The organism is Brevundimonas poindexterae, assembly GCF_020524625.1.
In the GTDB taxonomy this organism is placed as follows: domain Bacteria; phylum Pseudomonadota; class Alphaproteobacteria; order Caulobacterales; family Caulobacteraceae; genus Brevundimonas; species Brevundimonas poindexterae_A.
In genome coordinates this window covers 955,323-976,233 of sequence record NZ_JAIVLL010000001.1, presented here as the reverse complement: position 1 = coordinate 976,233, position 20,911 = coordinate 955,323, and the positions used below count along the sequence as shown (strand labels likewise).

The window sequence follows — 20,911 nt, the reverse complement described above, 5'->3', positions numbered from 1 at the left end:
AACATGTGACGTACAGGTCGGGCGGGCATGAAGCACCGCCGCGATATCGACGGCCTTCGCGCAGTCGCTGTACTGCCGGTGCTATTGTTTCATGCACAAGTCGCGGGCTTTGGTGGCGGCTATGTTGGGGTCGACATATTCTTTGTGATCTCCGGTTATTTGATAACTGGTATCCTCCTGAACGACCTGCGCGAAAAACGCTTCTCGATCGCAAACTTCTATGAGCGCAGGGCTCGGCGAATTCTGCCGGCGCTATTCGCTGTAGCGATCACGACGTCGGTAGGTGCTTACGCGCTCATGACACCCGATCAGTTCGTTGACTACGGCCAGAGCCTCGTTGGCCTCTCTTTGTTCGCGTCTAATGTTCTCTTTTGGCTTGAAAGTGGTTATTTTGAAGCCTCAGCAGAGGAAAAGCCTCTTCTGCACACATGGAGTCTTGCAGTAGAAGAGCAGTTCTATATCGTCTTTCCGTTTTTGCTGTTTATTTTGTGGAAATCGAACCGACGCACTGGTTTCCTCGTCATGGCTATGGCCCTAGTATCTTTCGCCAGTCTACTACTCAGTCAAGTAATGTCTGTGTCGGCCCCCACGGCCAATTTTTACCTGCTTCCCAGCCGTGTATGGGAGCTTATGGCGGGCTCGATAGCAGCTTTATTAGGCGCTCCTCAAATCTCGCCACGCCTTCGTGATGTTGTCGCTTGGCTGGGACTGGCCGCCATAGGGATTTCCGTCTACCTATTTTCTGAGGCTACTCCGTTCCCGTCGATGTATGCTCTCATGCCTGTGCTGGGGGCGGCGGCCGTCATTATGTGTGCAAGTAGCGATCGCTATCCAGGAAAGTTATTGGCAACAAGCCCCTTGGTGGCCGTTGGTCTCATCAGCTACTCGCTTTACCTATGGCACCAGCCACTGCTGGCGCTTTATCGTATCCACAGTGGGCCGGACGTTACTGCGGCTGGCATGATGGGGGCTGTCATACTGAGCGTCCCGCTAGCCTGGCTTAGCTGGAGGTATGTCGAAGCCCCTTTCCGGAAGACGGCTGCTGCCGGGGGATATAGCCGCAACGTGGTTTATGCGTTCGCGGCCGTGGGGGGAATTGCAATGGTCGCGTACGGGGCTCTCGTGTCCCTGGGGGGGGTGCGCCTGCCGTTCAGTGTACCTCCTACAGTGTACGAGAGTTTCGCCCGCCTCAAGCCGGATGACAATTGCTTCGACATAGCCAACTCGGAAGAGCTCGACGCCTATCTTTGTCCCGTGGGGGGCTCCAACGCGCCGCCCGACTTTCTGCTGATTGGCGATAGCCATGGTCTATCCCTCAAGCCAGCCTTCGACGATGCAGCGAGCAAGCTCGGTCGATCCGGTCTGTTCGTCGGATACTCCGGATGCCCGCCTCTGCTGGGGTTGCGCCCAGACCGTCGAGACCAGACAATCCGGAACTGCCAAGCGTTGGTAAAGCGGGCTTATGCGGATGCAGAACGCTTGGGGATAAAAACAATCATTCTGGTCGGTCGTTGGGACCTTTACCTCGGCGATGGCGAGCTGGCGTCAGCGCCTCTGAGCAAGTTACAACTTCTTTCGCAGGCCGACGGTTCGCCAGCTGTCTCGCTGCAAGCCAATCGCCGCATCTTTGAAAATGCGCTCGACCTGACGGCTGAATACGCCTTAGACCGTGGGATTGAGTTGCATATTATACGCCAGGTGCCGCGGCAGCGCCAGTCCCCGGAGTCGATCTATTACTCAGCGGTCCGTGACGGTCGAGATGCGATTCTTGATCGTTCGATTTCAAGGACTGATTATTTACAACAAACACAGTCGGCTGATGTTATAATCGCGAGGTCGCAACGTAGGCACCGCAACATCTCTTACTACGACGTGTCTGATTTCATCTGTTTAGAATCCGTATGTCCTGTAGGAACTCCAGGCAGATCCTACTATTTTGATGACGATCATCTATCCTTGGTCGGCGCGAGCTTGCTGGAACCTTTGGCTATGATCGTCCTTGAGGGGGCATTGTCGGGGGCGTCCGAGAACGCTATGCCACTCCCCAAAGTAGCCATCGCAGGAAGGAGCGCGGTGAGGCCATGAGCAGGTCCAAGCGCGAGTTATCGGCAGCGGCGACCAGTGCAAGCATTTATGCGGCGGACCAGTCCCACTTACGTCCTGCACTGTTATTGCGTCCGCCCTCGCTTCAGAGACGCTTCGAACTCAGGTTGTTCGTGACCTACTGCTGTCTTTTTTATTTCGTACCTTACGTGCTTTTCCAGTTATTCGGAAATCCGCTCGAGTACGTTTTTCGGCCTCGGCCTGAATATACATGGGGTATTCTTTATGTTTTCTTATCTGGGTTGATATTTTGGATTGCGCAGTTGGCGCCACGAGCCAAGCTTAGGCTCGTCCCCGTTGGGGTTACTGGCCTACTATTTGCGCCGCGTCCGACATTGATCCTCGCAATGTCGTTCCTCGCGATCAGCGCGTGGTCTTCATTGACGCTGGGGTCCGGTTTTAGGCAGACTGGCGACGCCCTGTCTGAAGTTGGAATTCTTGGATATCTACTTGTCCTTGGCAAGACGGTTATGGGTACATCGATAATTGTTCATTACAGAATGATAAAGGAAGGCTTTGAAGTGAAATTTCGAGCCTTCGTATTGCTTATTATAGCGCTAGCTTTTGGAGTAAATGTACAGAGTTCTTTTGACATCATCATTGCGCTCTGCGCCTACGTCGGCGCGACCTATAGTTTCAGACGCAGCATGAAATTTACGGGTTCGCTCAGTGGGAAGTTAAGTCTCATAGCGGCACCATTGTTGGTGGCCCTGATATTTTTCGTCGGAAAATCAAACAAGATCGGTGTTGAAGAAACGCTACAAATTATGAGCGATGGAGACGCCTTTTTCCAGGCCTTTCTTCAGCGTTACAGTTTTCATATGTATAGCTTATCAACGCACGTCAGTGAGAACTTCTTCAACTTTGGCTTGGCGGGCGAAGCCATTCGCGAGGTGACTTCGGTTATGTGGTTCCGGATAGGCTCGTTGTTTGGACTGTCCGTGGAACGTCCGGAGATGGGGTCGATTGCCCGCATGAATTTTTTCGTTCTGGCTGACTTCTACAAGGACCGTGTGGGCGCGTCGCCGTCTATGCTGGGATCGCTATTTTTCTTCCCGGGCGCCGGACTGGCGATATTTTATTACGTGTTCATATTGCGGTTCATCATATCTTTGTTCTGGAAGATCATGGGGGTGACGATGGAAAACTGGCTGTTCATCGGCCTATCGGTTATCCTCCTGAGCACGTCCGTCGACGCCCTTCTGGATGCCGTTAATCCTTTGAGCAACGGGTTCACGCGGCTTCTTTCCCTGTATCTGGGAGCCAGCTATGTGATCTCTATGCTCCGTCGACGGCAATCAGTTCCTGAAAGGTCGGTCCGACCGCGACCGGTGGCGATCTGAATGGACAGGAGTGTTTCAATCTGGCTGACCCAGCGTGCCGAGCCGACCCCTCACGATGATGGGGGGAGGCGGCGCCCCATGCGAACGGGATTGATGGCGGCTGCCTTCGCTGAGGCAGGGTGGGAAGTTGAGTGGTGGACCAGCGATTTTGATCATTATGGCAGCTCAGTCCGGGGGCATGGGACCAGTCGGCTAACTGTTAGGAAGGGGTATCGGGTTCAGTACCTGGAAAATCAGGGGTACTCCAGTTCCAAGTCGCTGAAGCGACTGCGGAGCGACGCCAAGGTCGCCAGGGACTTCGCCAGGGTTGCGCGGGAGCGATCAAAGCGACCCGATGTGATTATCGCGTCCATGCCGTCGGTCGACCTGGCGCTGGAGTCCGTCAGGTTTGGTGCCGAGCATGCCATTCCGGTCATCATCGACGTCCGCGATTTGCATCCGGACGTTTTTGTCGACATGGCTCCGCCCCTCTTCCGACCGGCGGCCGATCTCGCCGCATCGGGTATGCGGCGACGGGTCAATCGGGCTCTCGCGGGGGCAAGTGCGATTTGGGGTAATACTGATGGATTTGTGGAATGGGGGTGCAGAGGTGCCGGAAGGATCCGCAGCGAGCACGATCGGACCTTTCCTATTGCCTACGAACCCGTTGCGTTAACGCAGGCAGAGCTGTCCGAGGCCCACGGTAAATGGGACGCCAAAGGCCTGTTCCTGTCCGAAGACATCAACGTCGTATTCTTCGGGACGCTATCGAAGAGCTTTGACTTCAAGCCGATTTTCGAAGCCGCTCGTCAACTCGAGGCTTCCAGCTCGCGGCACCGGTTCTACTTCTTTGGCCACGGGGCGCTGGAACAGCAGATTTCCGAGCACTGCGCGGCTTGCCCCAACAGTCACTACCTGGGCTGGGCCCCTGCGAAGGAATTGCAGACCGCTATGGAGCGCTCGCACATTGGCTTGGCTCCCTATCTGCCCATCAGGAATTACATCGAAAACCTGCCTAACAAATCGACGGAGTACATGAGCGGTGGTCTTGCCGTGGCCACTTCGCTCGATCGGGGGTGCCTGGTCGACATCCTGCAGGAAACCAAGGCCGGCTTCAGCTATGCATCGGGTGATGAGCTGGCTCAAAAATTGACGCACCTTAGCGACACCCCTCAAGCTCTGGAGGATATGCGGGCGGCGTCGCGCGGTGCTTTTGCCGCCAAGTTTGATCGCCAGGCGCAGGCCCGTGGCATGATGGGGGCGATTAAGGCTCTCATCGAAGATTATCGTGGCCGTTCGAGGGAACGGAGGGGGCTCTGAGAGGGGCAGTGAATAGCATGGTGTGGCTGACTGCGCCCTGTTGATTTCTACTTGCAAGTGACTCGGCGTAAACGATGCCTCAAAAGAACACGCTACCGAACTCGACCGCGGCGCCAGAGTGGATCAAGTCCTATTTCGAAAGACTGGCCAGGTTCTTTGGTCGCGCCCAATACGATGCCTTCCACAGGGACCTGTCGCGGGGGCGTGTTCTTCACTGGTTTGTCTATGCTGTAGCTCATGTTCTCACTCGGTATCGCACGACCGCTTTTCTGGCCGGTGTTGCGATTTACCTGTTCCTACCGGGGCTGCGCCCAGTATCGGATGTAGACGTCTTCTTCTCCGGTGAGACCCAAAACAACAAGCGAGCGCTGGAGGAGGTCCGCTCATTGCTTTCCCACCGCGAGGATCGTCGTATCGGGGCAACTGCAAGGCGCACCAGTCCAGGCCATCGATTTCGACGAGCTGGCGCGTTAAAAGGGATATGGCGTGCAAGTGCTCTCGTGCCCCGAGCGCGCGGACGTGGCCCGTTCTTGTCCCTGCAACTGCTGTTGGGCACCGCTGCGATTGCCTTCTACGATCTGGAGTTTGACAACGCGCCCTGCCGGCTGGTCGTTGTTGCCAATGACCATTCCCCGATTCCGACGGCGGTCATTTTTGCCGCGAGGCACCACGGCATCGGGACGGTATACCGCCAGCACGCGCCGGTGGCGCCCGAGTTTCTACCGCTGCCCGTAGATCTGGCGCTTTTGTATGATGCCGTCTCGTGTGACATCTACCGCCAGGCCGCGCACAACCATCCCGCGCTGGAGTACCCAAAAAACAAGATGGTCGTGCTGTCGCCCTATCGGGAAAGCGGTCGGCCGATTGATCCGGGCGCACCCATCAAAACCGTGGGAATTAGCCTGCCCCTATCGTGGGATGCTGCGGCCTTGGCCAAGTTGGTCAACCAGATGAAAAAGGTCGCTGGCGTCGAGGGCATTGTGCTTCGCCGTCATCCGGCCAGTCACCAGTCGGTAGACGGCTTGCTCGACCCGCCTCGCATCATAGCCGGTACGCCAGGTCAGAGCGCCGAGGCATTTGCCAGTGCCATCGATCTCGCGGTCATTCCAAACAGTGGCATTGGCATGGAGTTGCTGCACTTCGGTGTCCCCACGCTTTACAGAGACGGCTTGGACACCCTGGGGTATGACGCCTACGGATTTCTGGCCGCGGGCGTGCTGCCTGACTGGACCCATCGGGACCTGTCCGAACTCGACAGGTTCGGCGATTTTTTCGATGCCCAGTGGCGACAGCGGTTTGCACGCTTTGACGCCACTCAGACTTCCACGCCCGAGGCCATGCGTTGGGACGCCAAACAGGCAATCGAAGTACTGATGGCCCCACCTGCCTGAATCAGTCTGCTACATGGCGTCGAAGCGTTCCCGACTTCGTTGCAGCTTCTTCCCGCGTGCGTCGAAGGCATAGAGTGTGGCTGCATAGCGCTCGCCTTCACGTATCGGGCTGCCTCTGTGCAGGGTTGTCGTGTCAAAGAACACGCCTTCGCCCGCTGTAACCGTCAGCAATGTGCCGGGGCCACGCACATGGTCCTCTGGAACGCGCAAGCTACGCCGGTAGCGGACCACATCCCTCACCTTGGCCACCGGACTGTTGGAGCCGGGTATGTACTCGAAGGGGCCGTTGGCCTCACCGACATCTGACAGAAACACAAACACCTTGTGCTGGCTTATCCAGGTATCCCGGTGCCAGCCATTGCCAGAACCCTGGTTGCCTGGCTTGGGCGTGACCCGGTTGACCATCAGGAAGGCATGGTTCGGAGCCGTCCCGCGCTTGGCTGTGTAATGCGCCAACATAGACTCAAACAGGGGGCGGAACTCAGGAACCTTCCGTTCGGCGTTATAGATGCGGACATCGGAATCGCACTCATCGCGCCAAAGGCTGACTGCGTTTGCTGCAAGCGTGCGGTCAACAGTCGCGCGGAGTGTCGCGCAAGCCGGAGCGTCAAGGAAACGTACGATGTCCGTGGTCATGATGTCAGCTTACCATGCGCTCCTGCCAGGGGCTATGGTCGCTGCGCCTTGGCACTTTGTCGTTCGCGACCCGAAGGTCGGGATGGGGCCGTCGCCACGGGTGAAATACGCAGAGAGCTACCTGGCTTGCTTGCAAGGTGGGCCAGCAAAATGAGAAGGACCAGGCGGATGAAGACCCCCGCGCAGGTCGCCAGCACAATGATCAGCGGATCCGTATACCCGAGCAGGTAGACCGAGATTGGAAAGAGAAAAACCACGCACTCCTGTGCCAGGAGGACACTTCTCTTCAACCGCCAAAACGCCATCTCCTTGGCCACAAGCGATACGGCATGAAGAAAATACAACAGACTGATGGCCACCAGCAGTGATGCGTCGAGCTGCGACAGCGGATATCCCAGTGCATCCGCCGCCAGACATCCCACCAGCACGAATGAGGTCAGCGCGAGTGGCAATAGCCAGTTGAGAGGCGCAAACTCGGCCTTGATGACCGACGTTGACGACTTCAGCAGTTCGGGCCGACGGAAGGACACATAGCCCAGATTGTGGAACGCCTGCACAGTGTTGGCAACGTTGATGGCGAAAATATACTCTGAAAACATCAGTGGATTTGTCGCATTTATAAAGAATCTGTCGACGATAATCACGTTGGCTGTCAGAAACGCCCAGATCTGTGCGATAAATAATTCTTCCCGGTATTGGATAAAATAGCTCCGGAAAAATTCAGGCCAGCCTTTACGAACATCGTGTGCAATGCTTTTGATGCTCAGTCGGGCAAATTGTCTCTGAAATACGCCAACATAGAAACCAGCGCTCAGCAATGCGACGGCGACGTATATGCTCGCGCTTTCGACCCGGAAAAGCGTATAGGCAAGGATCAACGCAAGCGAAGGCACGATGACCCGAAGGGAAAAATTCAAAATCCACTGATAGTACCTCCGCTTGTAAACAAGCACACGTTGATCATCATCAAAATATTTCTCGATCACTATTAGTACTAGAGCGATTAGAAATAGATCTAGGCGGCCAATCCAAACCCACAAAACTGCTGCCGCAACGGCAATGAAGCATAGAATATGTGTGAATGTTCCAGAAACATAAGTGGAAAATATGCTGCGACCTCCTAGGCCGCGAACGCCATTTTCTGATCCACGTTCAAGAAAATACTGATACGCGTGTCGGAAGTTTTGATTGTTGAGAATGATAAAACTGGATGCCGTAGCGGTCAGCAAGAGACTAAAGTCATGCGCCAGGCTCGTGCTGCCAGTTCTGAGGAAGTAAAGAAGTACGAGCGGGCGTACGACCAGGCCGACAATTTTCGATAGCGAAAACAGGGTCGATTCCAGACGCGAGGGACGGCCAGCCGTATGCGCGCGACGCCGCTTGATCATCGTCTGACTATTCCTGTGGCGGCGAATACCGGGGTGCTCGTGACCATGCCTTCGGAGTCCCTCAGCCACTCTTCCTGACTATCTAACACTCCGAACGGCACCACGAGAGGTACGGAGGCAACGTTGACGCGGGCATCACGCATCGGCGGCCAACAAGGTCTCGGCCTGCGTCCAGTCGTGTTCCGTATCCAGATCGATGTTTTCTCTGGGATCGGTGCAGATAACCGACTTGAGGGGGTCGGAAAAGAAGCTGCGCGTTGATCGAAGCGCCGTCACAGTTGCCAGGTAGAGTGCGCCGTTCACGCAATAGGCCGGTTCCAAGTCCTGCGTTCGTTGTGTGAGGCCGCCGGGAAAAAGGGCCGACATCGTGCCATCGACTGTTCGGCGAAAGCAATGTTCCGGGGGCATGGGGGCGTGCGCGACCGAAACGACCGAAGCGGCACTGCCCTCAGTGATATAGCTGAACGCTTCAAGCCACCGTTCCTTTCGCCGGAATGGTGACGTCGGCTGCAACAATGCGGCACAGTCATACCGCTCCCCCCTGGCCTCGGCCTCGGCCAGTTCGTGCAGAACGACATCGATGGACGTTGCCGTGTCGTGCGAAAGCGCGTCTGGACGCAGCCCGTTGTCCGAAAGACCAAGCTTTCGTCCTGCTTCAAGTATCTCCGGCGCGTCCGTTGACACGACGACGCGGCTGAACTGATCGAGTTCGAGTGCGAAGTCAGCGGTCCAGGCCAATAGGGGACGCCCGTGAAGGGCTCGGATGTTCTTGCCGGGTATACGCTTTGATCCCCCACGAGCGGGTATGATCGCCAGTGTTTTCAAAGGTTCAAAGTCCCCTTCCGCAGCGATGAACGACTTGGCAGTCACGGGCCGTTTCTCGTAAGGGTGAGGTGATACACGATATTCGTCGAAAAGGTCCCGGAATGTTTTCTAGCGATCCTCGCATCGCAATAATCGGGGCCGGGGGGCATGGGGCGGTTGTCGCCGATGCCGCCAGGGTGGCGTGGCCGGGGGGCCATCTCCGGATATTCGATGCTGTCGCTGAGCGTGACACCATGCTGGGCTTGCCGATCGAGGTCGGGGACCCGGGCGATACTGCGGACTGCCCGGCGGATGAGTGGATGGTGTGTGTCGCGATCGGGAACAATGCGGTGCGCCAGCGTCGCATGCGTGAACTCAGCCAGCGCGGATACCGGGGGGCCACCATCATACATCCGGCAGCAACAGTCAGCCGTGAGGCGGACATTGGCGAGGGCACCGTCATTCTGGCTGGTGCAGTTGTCAACGCACGGGCGCGCGTCGGCACCGGGTGTATCGTGAACACGTCCGCGGTGGTCGAGCATGACGTCATTGTCGGCGACTATGCCCACTTGAGCCCTGGCAGTGTCGTTGCGGGTGGCGCACGCATTGGGGCCCGTTGCTGGATCGGGTCCAATGCTGTTGTGCGTCAAGGCATAGAACTGTCTGATGACGTCACCTTGGGGGCTTTGGCCTTTGCCGGGCGCGACCTTCGGACGGCGGGCACATACGTCGGCGCTCCGGCGCGCCGCCTCGCCAGTCAAGGGGACGATTGATGACAGTCTTTTTCATTGCTGAGGCGGGGGTGAACCACAATGGCGACATCGACCTGGCCGAGCGGTTGATCGATATCGCTGCGGATGCCGGAGCTGATGCCGTCAAATTCCAGACTTTCAAAGCTTCGGCCACGGTGACTCCCAAGGCTCGCACGGTGGCCTATCAGGCCCTCACAACCGAAGAGACGGACCAGTACCGTCTGCTTGAGCGGCTGGAGCTGGACGAAGACGCCCATCACCGGCTCATCGCTCACGCCGGCCGTCGCGGAATCGAGTTCATGTCAACGGCGTTTGATCCCGAAAGTGCTGACTTCCTGATCCAGTGCGGCATCTCGCGGATCAAGATCCCGTCGGGCGAGGTCACCAACATTCCCTTCCTGCGTCAGCTTGCGGCCTACGGCTTACCGCTGATTCTTTCGACCGGGATGGCGACGCTGGAGGAAGTCCGTGAGGCGGTCGAGGCCTTGTCAGCGGTGCGTACCGACAAAGGCTTCACTGCCCCCCTGGCCGATTGGTTGTCGATCCTGCACTGTACCAGCGCCTATCCCACGCCGATGGACCAGCTGAATCTTCTGGCTATTCGGACCCTGGCCGAGACCTTCGCCTGTCCGGTCGGCTATTCGGATCATGCCGAGACCGTTATGGCGGCTCCGATGGCAGTGGCTCTGGGGGCTACCGTCTATGAGAAACACTATACGACGGATCGCACCTTGCCCGGGCCGGATCATGCCGCCTCGCTGGAGCCCGATGAACTGGCCGCGATGATCACGGACATTCGCCGGGCCGAGAAGATGCTTGGGGATGGGGTCAAGGCACCGCAACCCTGCGAAATGGAGGCGGTTGACCTTGTCCGGCGTGGCCTGTTTGCCAGTCGGGATCTGGCGGCGGGGACAGTTGTGACGGCCTCCGATATTGCGATCCTGCGCCCCAGTGGGTCACTGGCTCCGAGTGCCTACGATCACCTTGTCGGTCGCACCCTGACGCGGGACATTCCTGCCCGGGGCGAATTCGTACCCGGGGACCTGTAGGCGACTATGCGAAAGATCGCCTACCTCAGTGGAACGCGGGCTGACTTTGGCCTCATGACAGAGGTTCTGCGGGCCATCGATGCGGACCCGGGTCTGGATTTGACGGTGCTCGTGACCGGCCAGCACCTTGCCGACGAACACGGCTACACCGCGCGCGAAATCATCGACAGCGGCTTTGCCCATCTGCTGCTTCCCTCGGTGCCGATGACGGGTGAAGACGGTATCGAAATGGCCGTTGGCGTTGCCCGGCAGATGGAGAGCATCGCAGAGTCCTTGCGCAAGCTGTCACCCGACCTTCTGTTGCTGCTGGGCGACCGGGGCGAAATGCTGGCGGGCGCATGGGCGGCGTTGTTCCTGGGCATTCCGTGCGTGCATTTCCACGGGGGTGAACGCTCGGGGACGGTCGATGACCCTATGCGGCAGGCTATTACCGGTCTGAGCCAGTTTCATATTCCCGCGACTCCGGGTGCCCGGGACCGGTTGATACGCATGGGAGAGCGACCGCAGAACATATTTCTTCTGGGGGCGCCGGGGCTTGATGCCTTGCGCACCTTCACGCCTGATCGCTCTGTGATCGACCGCTTGAAACTGGACGGCGCGGGGCCACTGCTATCGGTGCTGTTCCACCCGGTCGTTCAGGATCTGGATCAAGCAGAAACCCAGGCCGAAGTCCTGATCGATCAGATAGCGCGGGTTCCGGGGCGAGCCGTCGTGTTTGCGCCGAACTCTGATGCCGGCTCGGCGTCTATCCGTGACTGCTACGCGGCTGCCCGCAAGCGTTACGCCCAGCCAGATGCGGCCCACCCAATGCGGTTTCATTGGGTCACCCACCTGTCCCGCAGGGACTATTTGTCGCTTCTTGCTTGCAGTGACCTTCTGATTGGCAATTCGTCGTCGGGGATAATTGAGGCGGCGTCTCTGGCGACACCGACCGTGAACATTGGCGACCGTCAGGCGATGCGAGAAAGAAACGCCAGTGTTTTCGACTGTGAGATCACTCCGGACGCAATCCGGGCAGCCATTGACTCGGCTCTGGCTTTTACCGGACCGTTCGAGAACCTCTACGACCAGGGCGGTTGTGCAGACCAGATTGCAGGTTGCCTGACTCAGCTGTCCCTGGGGGCGAGAGCCACAAAGAAGCAATTCAGTTACTAAGGATGAACGCGGTAAGGATCGGCGCTGGTACGACGATCCGATCTCTATTCGGCGACGAAAGGTCGAAATGCCCCACCAACCCATCACCGTTACCCGCAAGGATACCATTGGCGATGCCCTGCGGGCGATCGATCGATCCGCCATCGGCATGGTTGCCCTGATCGGTGACGATGGCCAGTTTCTGCGTACCGTAACGGATGGCGACCTGAGACGCCTGATGATCGCGGGACAGGTGTTTGACGCGGGCCTCGATACCTTGCCCGATATTCGGTCGGTCACGGCAACCGAGACCATGACGCTCAGCGAGATGCTGACTCTCATGAACCAGTACAAGATCGATCATCTGCCGGTCGTCGATGGCAGCGGACGCCTCATAGAGGTCGCCGTGCGTCGAGAGCTTGACCAGCGCATCCTGTTGTCGACGCCGCATCTCGGCAGTGAGGAAATGGAGTTCGTCCTAGAGGCTTTCAGCACGAATTGGATTGCTCCCCTCGGCCCCAATGTCGATGCGTTCGAGAAGGCAATCGCAGACCTGGTTGGTGTTCCAGAGGCTTGCGCGGTGGTGTCAGGAACAGCAGCCATCCACCTTGGTCTGCGATTGTTGGGCGTGGAGCGGGACGATACCGTCTTTGTGTCTGACTTCACCTTCATCGCAAGCGTAAGCCCGATCGTTTATCAGGGCGCGCGTCCGGTCTTCATCGACAGCGAGCCTGACAGCTGGAACATGTCGCCTGTCGCTCTCAAACGCGCACTCGAGGGAGCGGCAGCAGAGGGTGCACTTCCGAAGGCGATCATCATCGTCAATCTCTATGGCCAGAGTGCGGATATGGATCCTTTGCTGGCGCTGGCCGATGAATACGGCGTTCCGGTTCTGGAGGATGCCGCCGAGTCCCTGGGCGCCACCTACAAAGGTAAGGCCAGCGGCACTTTTGGCGCGTTCGGCGCCTTTTCGTTCAATGGCAACAAAATCATCACGACCTCTGGCGGTGGTATGCTGGTGGGAAGAGACCCGGAGCTCATTCGCAAGGCGCGAATGCTTGCTTCGCAAGCTCGCGAGCCCGTTCCCTACTATCAACACGTTGAAATCGGTTACAATTACCGCATGAGCAACATCCTGGCTGGAGTGGGCCGGGGTCAGCTGAAGGTCCTGTCGGATCGCATCGCTCGTCGTCGGGCGATCAATGACTATTATCGCGGTGCCCTGGCTGACATTCAGTCCATCGAATGGATGCCGGAACCGGAATGGAGTTTTTCCAACCGCTGGCTCAGTTGCGCAACGGTTGCCTCGAGCGACAAGGGGGCAAGCGTCGATGACTTGATCAAGTGGTTCGCCGACCACTTGATTGAGGCCAGACATTTGTGGAAACCCATGCATCAGCAGCCCGTGTTTACCGGTCACAGGCTGTACCAACATGATCCGGAGGAGACGCCCGTTTCGAGCCGTCTGTTTGGGACGGGCCTGTGTTTTCCTTCCGGCTCGAATATGACCGACGCCGATCTTGAACGCATAGCCGACGTCACTCGCCGTTTCTTTCAGCGTTAAGCGAGCTTGTTTTGATGAGGTTCCTGATCACGGGCACGGCCGGCTTCATCGGCTTCCATCTGGCCCGTCGCCTGCTGGAGGACGGCCATGAGGTCGTCGGCGTCGACAACTTCTCGGACTACTACGACGTCACCCTTAAGGACGGTCGCAACGCCATTCTTGAGGGCTATGAGGGCTTCCGCGTCGAGCGGGTCGCTCTGGAGGATGCTGAGGCCCTGAATGCGGTCTGGGCGAAGGCGAAGCCCGAGGTGGTGGTCCACCTGGCCGCCCAGGCCGGCGTCCGCTACAGCATCGACCACCCCGAGGTTTATGTGGCCTCGAACCTGGTCGGCACCTTCAATGTGCTGGAGTGCGCGCGCCACAATCCGGTCAAGCACCTGCTGGCCGCCTCGACCAGTTCGGCCTATGGCGCCAATACCGAAATGCCGTTCCGCGAGACGGACAAGGCAGTGCACCCCATGACCCTCTACGCGGCGACCAAGGGCGCGACGGAGCTGATGGGGCACTCCTATGCGCACCTGTTCGGCACGCCGACGACCTTCTTCCGCTTCTTCACCGTCTATGGCCCCTGGGGCCGTCCCGACATGGCCCTGTTCAAATTCGCCAAGCTGATGCTCGAGGGCAAACCTATCGAGGTCTACGGCGAGGGCCAGATGTCACGGGACTTCACCTTCGTCGACGACCTAGTCGAGTCGATCGTGCGTCTGGTCCACGTGGTCCCGGGCACGGCCCCGCCGGTCGAGGGCGACACCCTGTCCCACGCGGCCCCCTTCCGGCTGGTGAACATCGGCGGGGGCAAGCCCAGTCCGCTGATGGATTATATCGCCGAGCTCGAGAAGGCGCTGGGTAAACAGGCCGACAAGCAGTTCCTGCCCATGCAGGACGGCGATGTGCCCGACACCACTGCCTCGCCCGACCTACTGGAGCGCCTGACCGGCTACAAGCCCGAAACCCCGATCAGAGTCGGCGTCCCGGCCTTCGTCGGCTGGTTCCGCCAAAGGTACAATCTTTGATGGAGGAGCCAACCGAAATGAACGACGACACTCAGCTCTCAGAATGGGCTGCTACACAGATGGCCATTCTTCGGGTATTGGATGTCCTGGCTGCATTTTTCGGGGGGCTTCTGACATTGCCCCTTTTGGCCGTTGTCGCGATTGCGGTTCGTGTGGATTCCAAGGGGCCGGCCATTTTCCGCCAGCACCGGGTAGGGCGTCACGAAAAAATCTTCGTCTGCTACAAGCTTCGCACCATGGCCGAGAATGCTCCGACGGCAGGAACACATGAAGTCTCGTCAACCTATGTCACGGCGCTCGGTCGGTTACTCAGACGATTGAAGCTCGATGAGCTTCCTCAGCTATGGAATGTCCTTTGGGGCGATATGAGTCTGGTTGGGCCTCGTCCATGCCTGCCCAGCCAGGTCGAACTTATCGAAGCCCGACGCAAGGTGCACGCGTTTGACATACGCCCCGGAGTGACAGGTCCCGCCCAGGTCAATGGTATCGACATGTCCACCCCCCTCGATCTGGCCAAGGGGGATGCCATTTGGGTCCGAAACCCCAACATTCGGGATTATTTCGCCCTGATTTTCATGACAGTAGCCGGAAAGGGGCAAGGTGATGCCATCCGCCCTTGAACGCGTCGGCATCATCGGGGCAACGGGCTATATCGGAAGTCGTCTTGCCAGTTCCCTTCAGACGGAGGGCTTCGCCCCACGGCTATTCGGACGGCGTTCGGGTGTCGTCGGCGGTGCGCCGGTCGAAGTGCTGACCAAGGATCCAACCCAGTTTTCGGGACTTGACTGCCTCGTACACCTTTCGGCGATAGCGCATCGCAAGGCGACCGAGGCCGAGATGCATCAAGCCAATGCAACTCTGGTCGCAGAGGTTGTCGAACTGGCCATGGCGGCGCGGGTCAAGCGGTTCATCTTTGTCAGCTCGATCGCGGTGCACGGGCAGACGTCGGCGTCGCCTGTGTCTCCTGAATCACCTTGCAATCCTGTTTCGGCCTACGGACGGTCGAAGCTGGCGGCAGAGAGATACCTGAAGGATGTTACAAAGCGCTCGGCCCTGGAGGTTACAATCCTGCGGCCACCAATGATCTATGGTCCAGGGTGCAAGGGAAATTTCCCGCTACTGGCGAAACTTGTCTGCTCCGGCTTGCCCTTGCCTTTCGGCAAGGCCAAGGCAGAGCGGAGTTTCTGCTCGATCGATAGTCTAATTTCGGCCCTCAGGCACGTGATCGTGGCCCGGGTCCCGGTCAGGTGTCTTATTCCGGCTGACCCGGGAGATTTCGATACGGCTGGCCTTATAACTGTCATGGGTGAAGCGATGAACCGGCGTGTTCGCCTATGGCCGGTCCCGCGTGCACTGCTAGAAATTTCGGCTAGGGCCGTGGGCAAGGAGGGAATGATAACCAGCCTCTTTGATCCGCTTCAGGTTGATCGTGATCATTGGCAGGACAGCGGCTGGCTACCGGTCGAGCAAGCGCGTGAGGCTGTTCGTGCGGCGATTTCGGAGTCAGCGTCCACGCCCAGCGCGACCACCTAGCCCGCCTTCGCGCCCGCCGACCGCTGCGCATCCTCCCTGTCGATCCCGGCCAGCGACGCCCCCTTTGTCTCGCGCATCATCAGGGCGGCGAGCAGGCTGACCGCGGCGGCGCCCACGATGTACCAGGCGATCGGCACCCAGCTGTCGGTCTCGCGCAGTAGGAAGGTGCCGACCATCGGCGCCCAGGAGCCCGCAAAGATGGCTGTCACCTGATAGCCCAGCGACACTCCGGAATAGCGCATCCGCGTGGGGAACATCTCGGTCATGATGGCGGGCTGGGCGGCATACATCATGCCGTGGACGATCAGGCCCAGCACGATGGCCTGCAGGATGGTCGCGGTCTGGCCGGTGTCGAATAGCGGAAAGGCGATAAACGGCCACAGCAGCGCCAGCCCAGCGCCGGCGACATAGACCGGCTTGCGCCCCAGCCGATCGGCCAGCCGCCCGATGATCGGAATCACCACCACATGGGCGATGTGGGCTAGGAACAGCAGGGCCAGGATCCGCGTGGTGTTGACCTCGCGGTGGTGCAGATAGGTGATCGAGAAGGTGACCACCATATAATACAGGATGTTCTCGCCGAACCGCAGGCCCATGGCGGTCAGCAGGCCGCGCGGGTTGTTTCGGAACACTTCGGTCAGGCCATGGCGGGTCTCGGGCTCGGCCTCGACCTTCTCCTGCGCCGCCTTGAAGATCGGCGAGTCCGACACCTGGGTGCGGATGTAGTAGCCGATGGCGATGATCACGACCGACAGCCAGAAGCCGACCCGCCAGCCCCAGGCGGTAAAGGCCTCTTCACTGAGGGTCGCCGACAGCGCCAGGATCACGACTGTGGCCAGCAGATTGCCGATCGGCACCGCGGCCTGCGGAAAGCTGCCCCAGAAGGCGCGCGAGCGGTTCGGGCTGTGCTCGGTCACCAGCAGCACGGCCCCGCCCCATTCCCCGCCGAGGGCAAACCCCTGAATGAAGCGCAACAGCACCAACAGGGCCGGCGCCCAGTAGCCGATGCTGGCGAAACCGGGCAGGCAGCCCATCAGGAAGGTCGAAACCCCGATCAGGACCAGGCTGAACTGCAATAGCGACTTGCGCCCGATCCGGTCCCCGATGTGCCCGAACACCACCCCTCCCAGCGGCCTGGCGATGAAGCCCACGGCGTAGGTGGCAAAGGCGGCAATGATGCCGTCCAGCTCATTGCCGGTCTGGGGAAAGAACAGCTCGCCGAACACCAGGGTAGCGACGGTCGCATAGAGGAAGAATTCGTACCACTCGACCACAGTCCCGGCCATGGAGGCCCCGACCACCTTGCGCAGATAGGGCAGGTCAGCCGTCTGTTCGTGCTTCATGCTGGTCTCCTGCGAATTCCTCTTCGCCCAACCCAGACGGCGGTTCTGGACCAATTAGTCTTCGCCGTAATAGTTCGAACCACCCGGGCAGGACCGCGAAAGCGATGCCGGTCCCATCCGCGACCCAGTCTTTCCAGTCGGCATCCCGTCCCACTATGCCCTGTACTACTTCGATTGCACCGCCTGCCGCGAGCATCAGAAGGATAAGAATCCCCTTCGGGGTGCGCGGCAGGGAGAGACAGAACAGCAGGGTCAGGACATAGAAGCTCAGAAAATGCCCCGCCTTGTCCCATGGGATAAGCCGCCCCTCTTCGCCTGGCACCTTGAACGCGAGCCACAGGGTGAAGGCCGTCGCGACCAGCGCAAGCGCACGGACCGCGATAAGCCAGAGGATTGGCGAGGGCCCTGCCATCTCAGGCACTCGCATCGAATTTTCACTCATGCGCCAGCAACCTTTTTACGTCCTGAGCCCGAGACAGGTCGCAGACCAGTACCGCATCCGGCTCGACGATGACCGCCAGTCCCGAGACGCCCAGCGTCGCGACCGTCACCCCGTCCGGTGCCCGCACCCAGCATCCCGCGCTGTCATGGGCCAGATGGGGCGTGCCCTCGCCCTGGCTGACCGCAGCCACCGCATCCCAGGCGCCCAGATCAGACCAGGCCAGCGACAGCGGCAGGACCGAAGCCCGCGCCGTCTTCTCCATCACGGCGTAGTCGAATGACAGCCTCGGCGCCGACAGGAAGCCGTCGCCCAGCCGACCGCCCTCGGCCGGCACCGCCCCCTCCACCGCGCGCCAGATATCCGGGGCGTGGTCCAAAACCTCGGCCTTCAGCGTCCGCGCCGTGGCGATGAAGGCGCCGCTGTTCCACAGGCAGCCCTCCATGATCAGCTGTTGCGCCTGCATGGTGTCCGGCTTCTCGATGAAGCGCGCGACGGGCGACAGGCCCGGGCCCTCCGCGCGAATATAGCCATAGGCCGAGGATGGCTGGGTCGGGGCGACCCCGAGTGTCACGACGCGCCCGTCGTCTGCGGCGTCGGCCGCCGTCAGCAGCGCCTGACGGTATCCGGCCTCGTCGGGAATGTGGTGGTCCGAGGCCAGGATCATCACCCGCCCGTTCGGGTCGTTCGCCTCGACCCAGGCGGCGGCCGCGGCGACGGCAGGGCCCGAATCCCGGCCTTCCGGCTCCAGCAGGACGGTGGCCTCGGCGCCCAGCGCCGACAGCTGTTCGGTGATCAAGTGCGCATGGGCCTCGCCGCCGACGACCAGCAGCCGACCGTCCTCCTCGATCAGAGGCAGCACCCGCCGCACCGCCAGCTGGAAAAGGGACAGCGACCCCGTCAGGTCCAGGAACGGCTTGGGACGGTCCGGCCGCGACGCGGGCCACAGCCGCGTCCCCGCGCCTCCGCACAGGATGACGGGATAGTTCCGGCCTGACGTCACGCGTGCCGACCCTTGACCAGATCGTCGACCACGCCGGGATCGGCCAGGGTCGAGGTGTCGCCCAGCGAACCCAACTCATTCTCGGCGATCTTGCGCAGGATGCGCCGCATGATCTTGCCCGAGCGCGTCTTGGGCAGGCCCGGGGCCCACTGGATGACATCGGGCGCGGCGATCGGCCCGATCTCGGCCCGGACGTGCTTCACCAGCTCGGCCCTCAGCGCCTCGGTCGGCTCCACGCCCGCCGTCAGCGTCACATAGGCCCAGATGCCCTGGCCCTTGATGTCATGGGGATAGCCGACCACGGCGGCCTCGGCCACGGCCGGATGCAGCACCAGCGCGCTCTCGATCTCGGCGGTCCCCATCCGGTGACCCGAGACGTTCAGTACGTCGTCGACCCGGCCGGTAATCCAGTAATAGCCGTCCTCGTCCCGGCGACATCCATCCCCGGTGAAATAGCGCCCGGGATAGGTCGCGAAATAGGTGTCAAAGAACCGCTGATGGTCGCCGTATACTCCGCGCATCTGGCCCGGCCAGCTGTCGGTGATGCACAGATTGCCCTCGGTTGCGCCCGTCAGCTCATGGCCCTCGGCGTCCACCACCTGCAACGATATGCCGGGCAGGGGCAGGGTCGCCGACCCGGGCTTCAGGTCCGTCGCGCCGGGCAGGGGGGTGATCAGATGCCCCCCGGTCTCGGTCTGCCACCAGGTGTCGACGATCGGGCAGCGGCCGTCGCCGACCACCTCATGATACCAGCGCCAGGCCTCGGGATTGATCGGCTCGCCCACTGTGCCCAGCAGTCTCAGCGACGCGCGCGACGTCGCCTTCACCGGCCCGTCGCCCTCGCGCATCAGGGCGCGCAGCGCCGTCGGTGCCGTGTAGAAGATCTCGACCCGGTGCTTGTCGACCACCTGCCAGAAGCGGCTGGCGTCCGGATAGTTGGGCACCCCCTCGAACATCACCGTGGTCGCCGCATTGGCCAGCGGCCCATAGACCAGATAGCTGTGTCCCGTGACCCAGCCCACATCGGCCGTGCACCAGAACACCTGCCCGGGGCGGTAGTCGAAGGTCAGCTCGTGGGTCCAGGCCGCCCACAGCAGATAGCCGCCGGTGGTGTGCAGCACCCCCTTCGGCTTGCCGGTCGAGCCCGAGGTATAGAGGATGAACAATGGGTCCTCGGCGCCCATGGGCTCGGGCATGCATTCGGTGCCGGCGGCCGCAGCCTCGGGGCCATAGTCGATGTCGCGGCCGTCGACCCAGTCGATGTCCGCCCCCGTGCGCCGCACGACCAGCACATGGCGCACGCTGACCTTTTCCAGCGCCGCATCGACATTGGCCTTCAGCGGAATGGTCTTGCCGCCGCGCAGACCTTCGTCGGCGGTGATGACGAAGTCCGAACCGCAGTCCTCGATCCGCCCGGCCAGGCTGTCGGGCGAAAAGCCGCCGAACACGACGGAATGGATCGCCCCGATCCGCGTACAGGCCAGCATGGCATAAGCGGCCTCGGGGATCATCGGCATGTACAGCGTTACCCGGTCGCCGCGCTTCACCCCATGGGTCTTCAGCACATTGGCCATCCGACAGACCGCGGCGTGAAGTTCGCCATAGGTGATCGCGGCGCTCTCGGCCGGGTCATCGCCTTCCCAGATGATGGCGACGTCGTCGCGCCGCTCGGGCAGGTGCCGGTCGATACAGTTGACCGAGACGTTCAGAACGCCGTCCTCGAACCAGCGGATATGGAAGTCGTCCTTGTTGAAGCTGACGTCCTTGATCCGGTTCGGGAAGGACATCCATTCCAGCCGCCCGGCCACCCCGCGCCAGAATCCCTCCGGGTCCGTTTCCGCCGCCTTGCACGCATTCTCATAGCGCGCCCGGTTCACATGGGCCGTGCGGCCCCATTCCTCGGGGACGGGATAGATCGCCGGTTCGTGCATGCATCACCTCTCAACGCCGCGGCATCCAACAGCAAGAGTGCGCCCCATGCCAGCCTACCCCTGGGAATAACGCACAATTCAGAGCGCATGCTGAGCCTTTGCGCAGGCTGAGGCCAACCCCTTCCTGGACATCCAGACTTGAGTGGACTTTCGTCCGCGTTCGAGCGTCAGTCCGTCCCGTCAATC

General features: G+C 60.2%; 18 protein-coding genes. 11 read left to right on the top strand and 7 right to left on the bottom strand.

The window, feature by feature from the left end; translation table 11 throughout:
* Nucleotides 1–27 precede the first annotated feature (27 nt).
* The 4 genes from LC068_RS05095 to LC068_RS05080 all read left to right on the top strand — a co-directional run bounded on the left by LC068_RS05095 (nt 28) and on the right by LC068_RS05080 (nt 6,136).
* The gene (locus LC068_RS05095) at nt 28–2,085 is read left to right on the top strand and encodes an acyltransferase family protein (protein WP_226635057.1); all 2,058 of its coding nucleotides are present in this window, start codon (nt 28–30) and stop codon (nt 2,083–2,085) included.
* A complete protein-coding gene (locus LC068_RS05090; RefSeq protein ID WP_226635056.1) occupies nt 2,082–3,446 on the top strand; it encodes a hypothetical protein in 1,365 nt (454 codons plus the stop codon). Before LC068_RS05095 ends, LC068_RS05090 begins: the two co-directional genes overlap by 4 nt.
* Before the next feature lie 336 nt (nt 3,447–3,782).
* Complete coding sequence (locus LC068_RS05085) at nt 3,783–4,745, top strand: glycosyltransferase (protein WP_404825186.1); 963 nt, start codon at nt 3,783–3,785, stop codon at nt 4,743–4,745.
* Between the two features lie 530 nt (nt 4,746–5,275).
* Nucleotides 5,276–6,136 carry a hypothetical protein gene (locus tag LC068_RS05080; RefSeq protein ID WP_226635054.1) on the top strand — a complete coding sequence of 287 codons (861 nt, stop codon included), beginning with the start codon at nt 5,276–5,278 and terminating at the stop codon, nt 6,134–6,136.
* A gap of 9 nt (nt 6,137–6,145) precedes the next feature.
* Here the strand turns inward: LC068_RS05080 and LC068_RS05075 are convergent, their stop codons facing one another.
* From LC068_RS05075 to LC068_RS05065, 3 genes are all read right to left on the bottom strand, one after another.
* Nucleotides 6,146–6,772: a phytanoyl-CoA dioxygenase family protein gene (locus tag LC068_RS05075; RefSeq protein WP_226635053.1), complete on the bottom strand. Its 627-nt coding sequence runs from the start codon at nt 6,770–6,772 to the stop codon at nt 6,146–6,148.
* A 32-nt stretch (nt 6,773–6,804) separates the two neighbouring features.
* On the bottom strand, nt 6,805–8,160 hold the full coding sequence (locus LC068_RS05070) for a hypothetical protein (protein WP_226635052.1): 1,356 nt from the start codon (nt 8,158–8,160) through the stop codon (nt 6,805–6,807).
* Between the two features lie 135 nt (nt 8,161–8,295).
* On the bottom strand, nt 8,296–9,030 hold the full coding sequence (locus LC068_RS05065; RefSeq protein ID WP_226635051.1) for an acylneuraminate cytidylyltransferase family protein: 735 nt from the start codon (nt 9,028–9,030) through the stop codon (nt 8,296–8,298).
* Nucleotides 9,031–9,086: 56 nt separating this feature from the next.
* Here LC068_RS05065 and LC068_RS05060 point away from each other — a divergent pair, with 56 nt between their 5' ends.
* The 7 genes from LC068_RS05060 to LC068_RS05025 all read left to right on the top strand — a co-directional run bounded on the left by LC068_RS05060 (nt 9,087) and on the right by LC068_RS05025 (nt 16,009).
* Nucleotides 9,087–9,737 carry an acetyltransferase gene (locus tag LC068_RS05060; protein ID WP_226635050.1) on the top strand — a complete coding sequence of 217 codons (651 nt, stop codon included), beginning with the start codon at nt 9,087–9,089 and terminating at the stop codon, nt 9,735–9,737.
* Nucleotides 9,737–10,765, top strand: coding sequence for an N-acetylneuraminate synthase (gene neuB, locus LC068_RS05055; protein WP_226635048.1), 1,029 nt, complete (start codon nt 9,737–9,739; stop codon nt 10,763–10,765). Before LC068_RS05060 ends, neuB begins: the two co-directional genes overlap by 1 nt.
* Nucleotides 10,766–10,771: 6 nt before the next feature.
* The gene (gene neuC, locus LC068_RS05050) at nt 10,772–11,920 is read left to right on the top strand and encodes a UDP-N-acetylglucosamine 2-epimerase (protein WP_226635045.1); all 1,149 of its coding nucleotides are present in this window, start codon (nt 10,772–10,774) and stop codon (nt 11,918–11,920) included.
* Nucleotides 11,921–11,987: 67 nt separating this feature from the next.
* Nucleotides 11,988–13,463: an aminotransferase class I/II-fold pyridoxal phosphate-dependent enzyme gene (locus tag LC068_RS05040; protein WP_319002473.1), complete on the top strand. Its 1,476-nt coding sequence runs from the start codon at nt 11,988–11,990 to the stop codon at nt 13,461–13,463.
* Between the two features lie 14 nt (nt 13,464–13,477).
* Nucleotides 13,478–14,476 (top strand): NAD-dependent epimerase/dehydratase family protein, encoded by a 999-nt coding sequence (locus LC068_RS05035; protein ID WP_226635042.1) that lies wholly within the window; start codon nt 13,478–13,480, stop codon nt 14,474–14,476.
* Nucleotides 14,477–14,493: 17 nt separating this feature from the next.
* Nucleotides 14,494–15,096 carry a sugar transferase gene (locus LC068_RS05030; protein WP_226635040.1) on the top strand — a complete coding sequence of 201 codons (603 nt, stop codon included), beginning with the start codon at nt 14,494–14,496 and terminating at the stop codon, nt 15,094–15,096.
* Nucleotides 15,080–16,009, top strand: a complete 930-nt coding sequence (locus LC068_RS05025) for an NAD-dependent epimerase/dehydratase family protein (protein ID WP_226635038.1) — start codon at nt 15,080–15,082, stop codon at nt 16,007–16,009. Before LC068_RS05030 ends, LC068_RS05025 begins: the two co-directional genes overlap by 17 nt.
* Here LC068_RS05025 and LC068_RS05020 read toward each other — a convergent pair.
* The 4 genes from LC068_RS05020 to acs are packed head-to-tail and all read right to left on the bottom strand — an operon-like array spanning nt 16,006 to nt 20,725.
* Nucleotides 16,006–17,352 carry an MFS transporter gene (locus tag LC068_RS05020; RefSeq protein WP_226635037.1) on the bottom strand — a complete coding sequence of 449 codons (1,347 nt, stop codon included), beginning with the start codon at nt 17,350–17,352 and terminating at the stop codon, nt 16,006–16,008. The two genes, LC068_RS05025 and LC068_RS05020, sit on opposite strands and share 4 nt — an antisense overlap.
* Complete coding sequence (locus LC068_RS05015; protein ID WP_226635036.1) at nt 17,330–17,794, bottom strand: VanZ family protein; 465 nt, start codon at nt 17,792–17,794, stop codon at nt 17,330–17,332. The genes LC068_RS05020 and LC068_RS05015 overlap by 23 nt, the downstream gene beginning before the upstream one ends.
* Nucleotides 17,787–18,794 (bottom strand): mannose-1-phosphate guanylyltransferase, encoded by a 1,008-nt coding sequence (locus LC068_RS05010; RefSeq protein ID WP_226635035.1) that lies wholly within the window; start codon nt 18,792–18,794, stop codon nt 17,787–17,789. The genes LC068_RS05015 and LC068_RS05010 overlap by 8 nt, the downstream gene beginning before the upstream one ends.
* On the bottom strand, nt 18,791–20,725 hold the full coding sequence (gene acs, locus LC068_RS05005; RefSeq protein ID WP_226635034.1) for an acetate--CoA ligase: 1,935 nt from the start codon (nt 20,723–20,725) through the stop codon (nt 18,791–18,793). Before acs ends, LC068_RS05010 begins: the two co-directional genes overlap by 4 nt.
* Nucleotides 20,726–20,911: the final 186 nt, after the last annotated feature.

Coding starts and splice junctions, on each gene's coding strand:
- LC068_RS05095 (WP_226635057.1), top strand. CDS start 28: ATGAAGCACCGCCGCGATATCGACGGCCTTCGCGCAGTCGCTGTACTG.
- LC068_RS05040 (WP_319002473.1), top strand. CDS start 11,988: ATGCCCCACCAACCCATCACCGTTACCCGCAAGGATACCATTGGCGAT.
- LC068_RS05015 (WP_226635036.1), bottom strand. CDS start 17,794: ATGAGTGAAAATTCGATGCGAGTGCCTGAGATGGCAGGGCCCTCGCCA.
- LC068_RS05025 (WP_226635038.1), top strand. CDS start 15,080: ATGCCATCCGCCCTTGAACGCGTCGGCATCATCGGGGCAACGGGCTAT.
- acs (WP_226635034.1), bottom strand. CDS start 20,725: ATGCACGAACCGGCGATCTATCCCGTCCCCGAGGAATGGGGCCGCACG.
- neuB (WP_226635048.1), top strand. CDS start 9,737: ATGACAGTCTTTTTCATTGCTGAGGCGGGGGTGAACCACAATGGCGAC.
- LC068_RS05035 (WP_226635042.1), top strand. CDS start 13,478: ATGAGGTTCCTGATCACGGGCACGGCCGGCTTCATCGGCTTCCATCTG.
- LC068_RS05070 (WP_226635052.1), bottom strand. CDS start 8,160: ATGATCAAGCGGCGTCGCGCGCATACGGCTGGCCGTCCCTCGCGTCTG.
- LC068_RS05030 (WP_226635040.1), top strand. CDS start 14,494: ATGAACGACGACACTCAGCTCTCAGAATGGGCTGCTACACAGATGGCC.
- LC068_RS05060 (WP_226635050.1), top strand. CDS start 9,087: ATGTTTTCTAGCGATCCTCGCATCGCAATAATCGGGGCCGGGGGGCAT.
- LC068_RS05075 (WP_226635053.1), bottom strand. CDS start 6,772: ATGACCACGGACATCGTACGTTTCCTTGACGCTCCGGCTTGCGCGACA.
- neuC (WP_226635045.1), top strand. CDS start 10,772: ATGCGAAAGATCGCCTACCTCAGTGGAACGCGGGCTGACTTTGGCCTC.
- LC068_RS05090 (WP_226635056.1), top strand. CDS start 2,082: ATGAGCAGGTCCAAGCGCGAGTTATCGGCAGCGGCGACCAGTGCAAGC.
- LC068_RS05020 (WP_226635037.1), bottom strand. CDS start 17,352: ATGAAGCACGAACAGACGGCTGACCTGCCCTATCTGCGCAAGGTGGTC.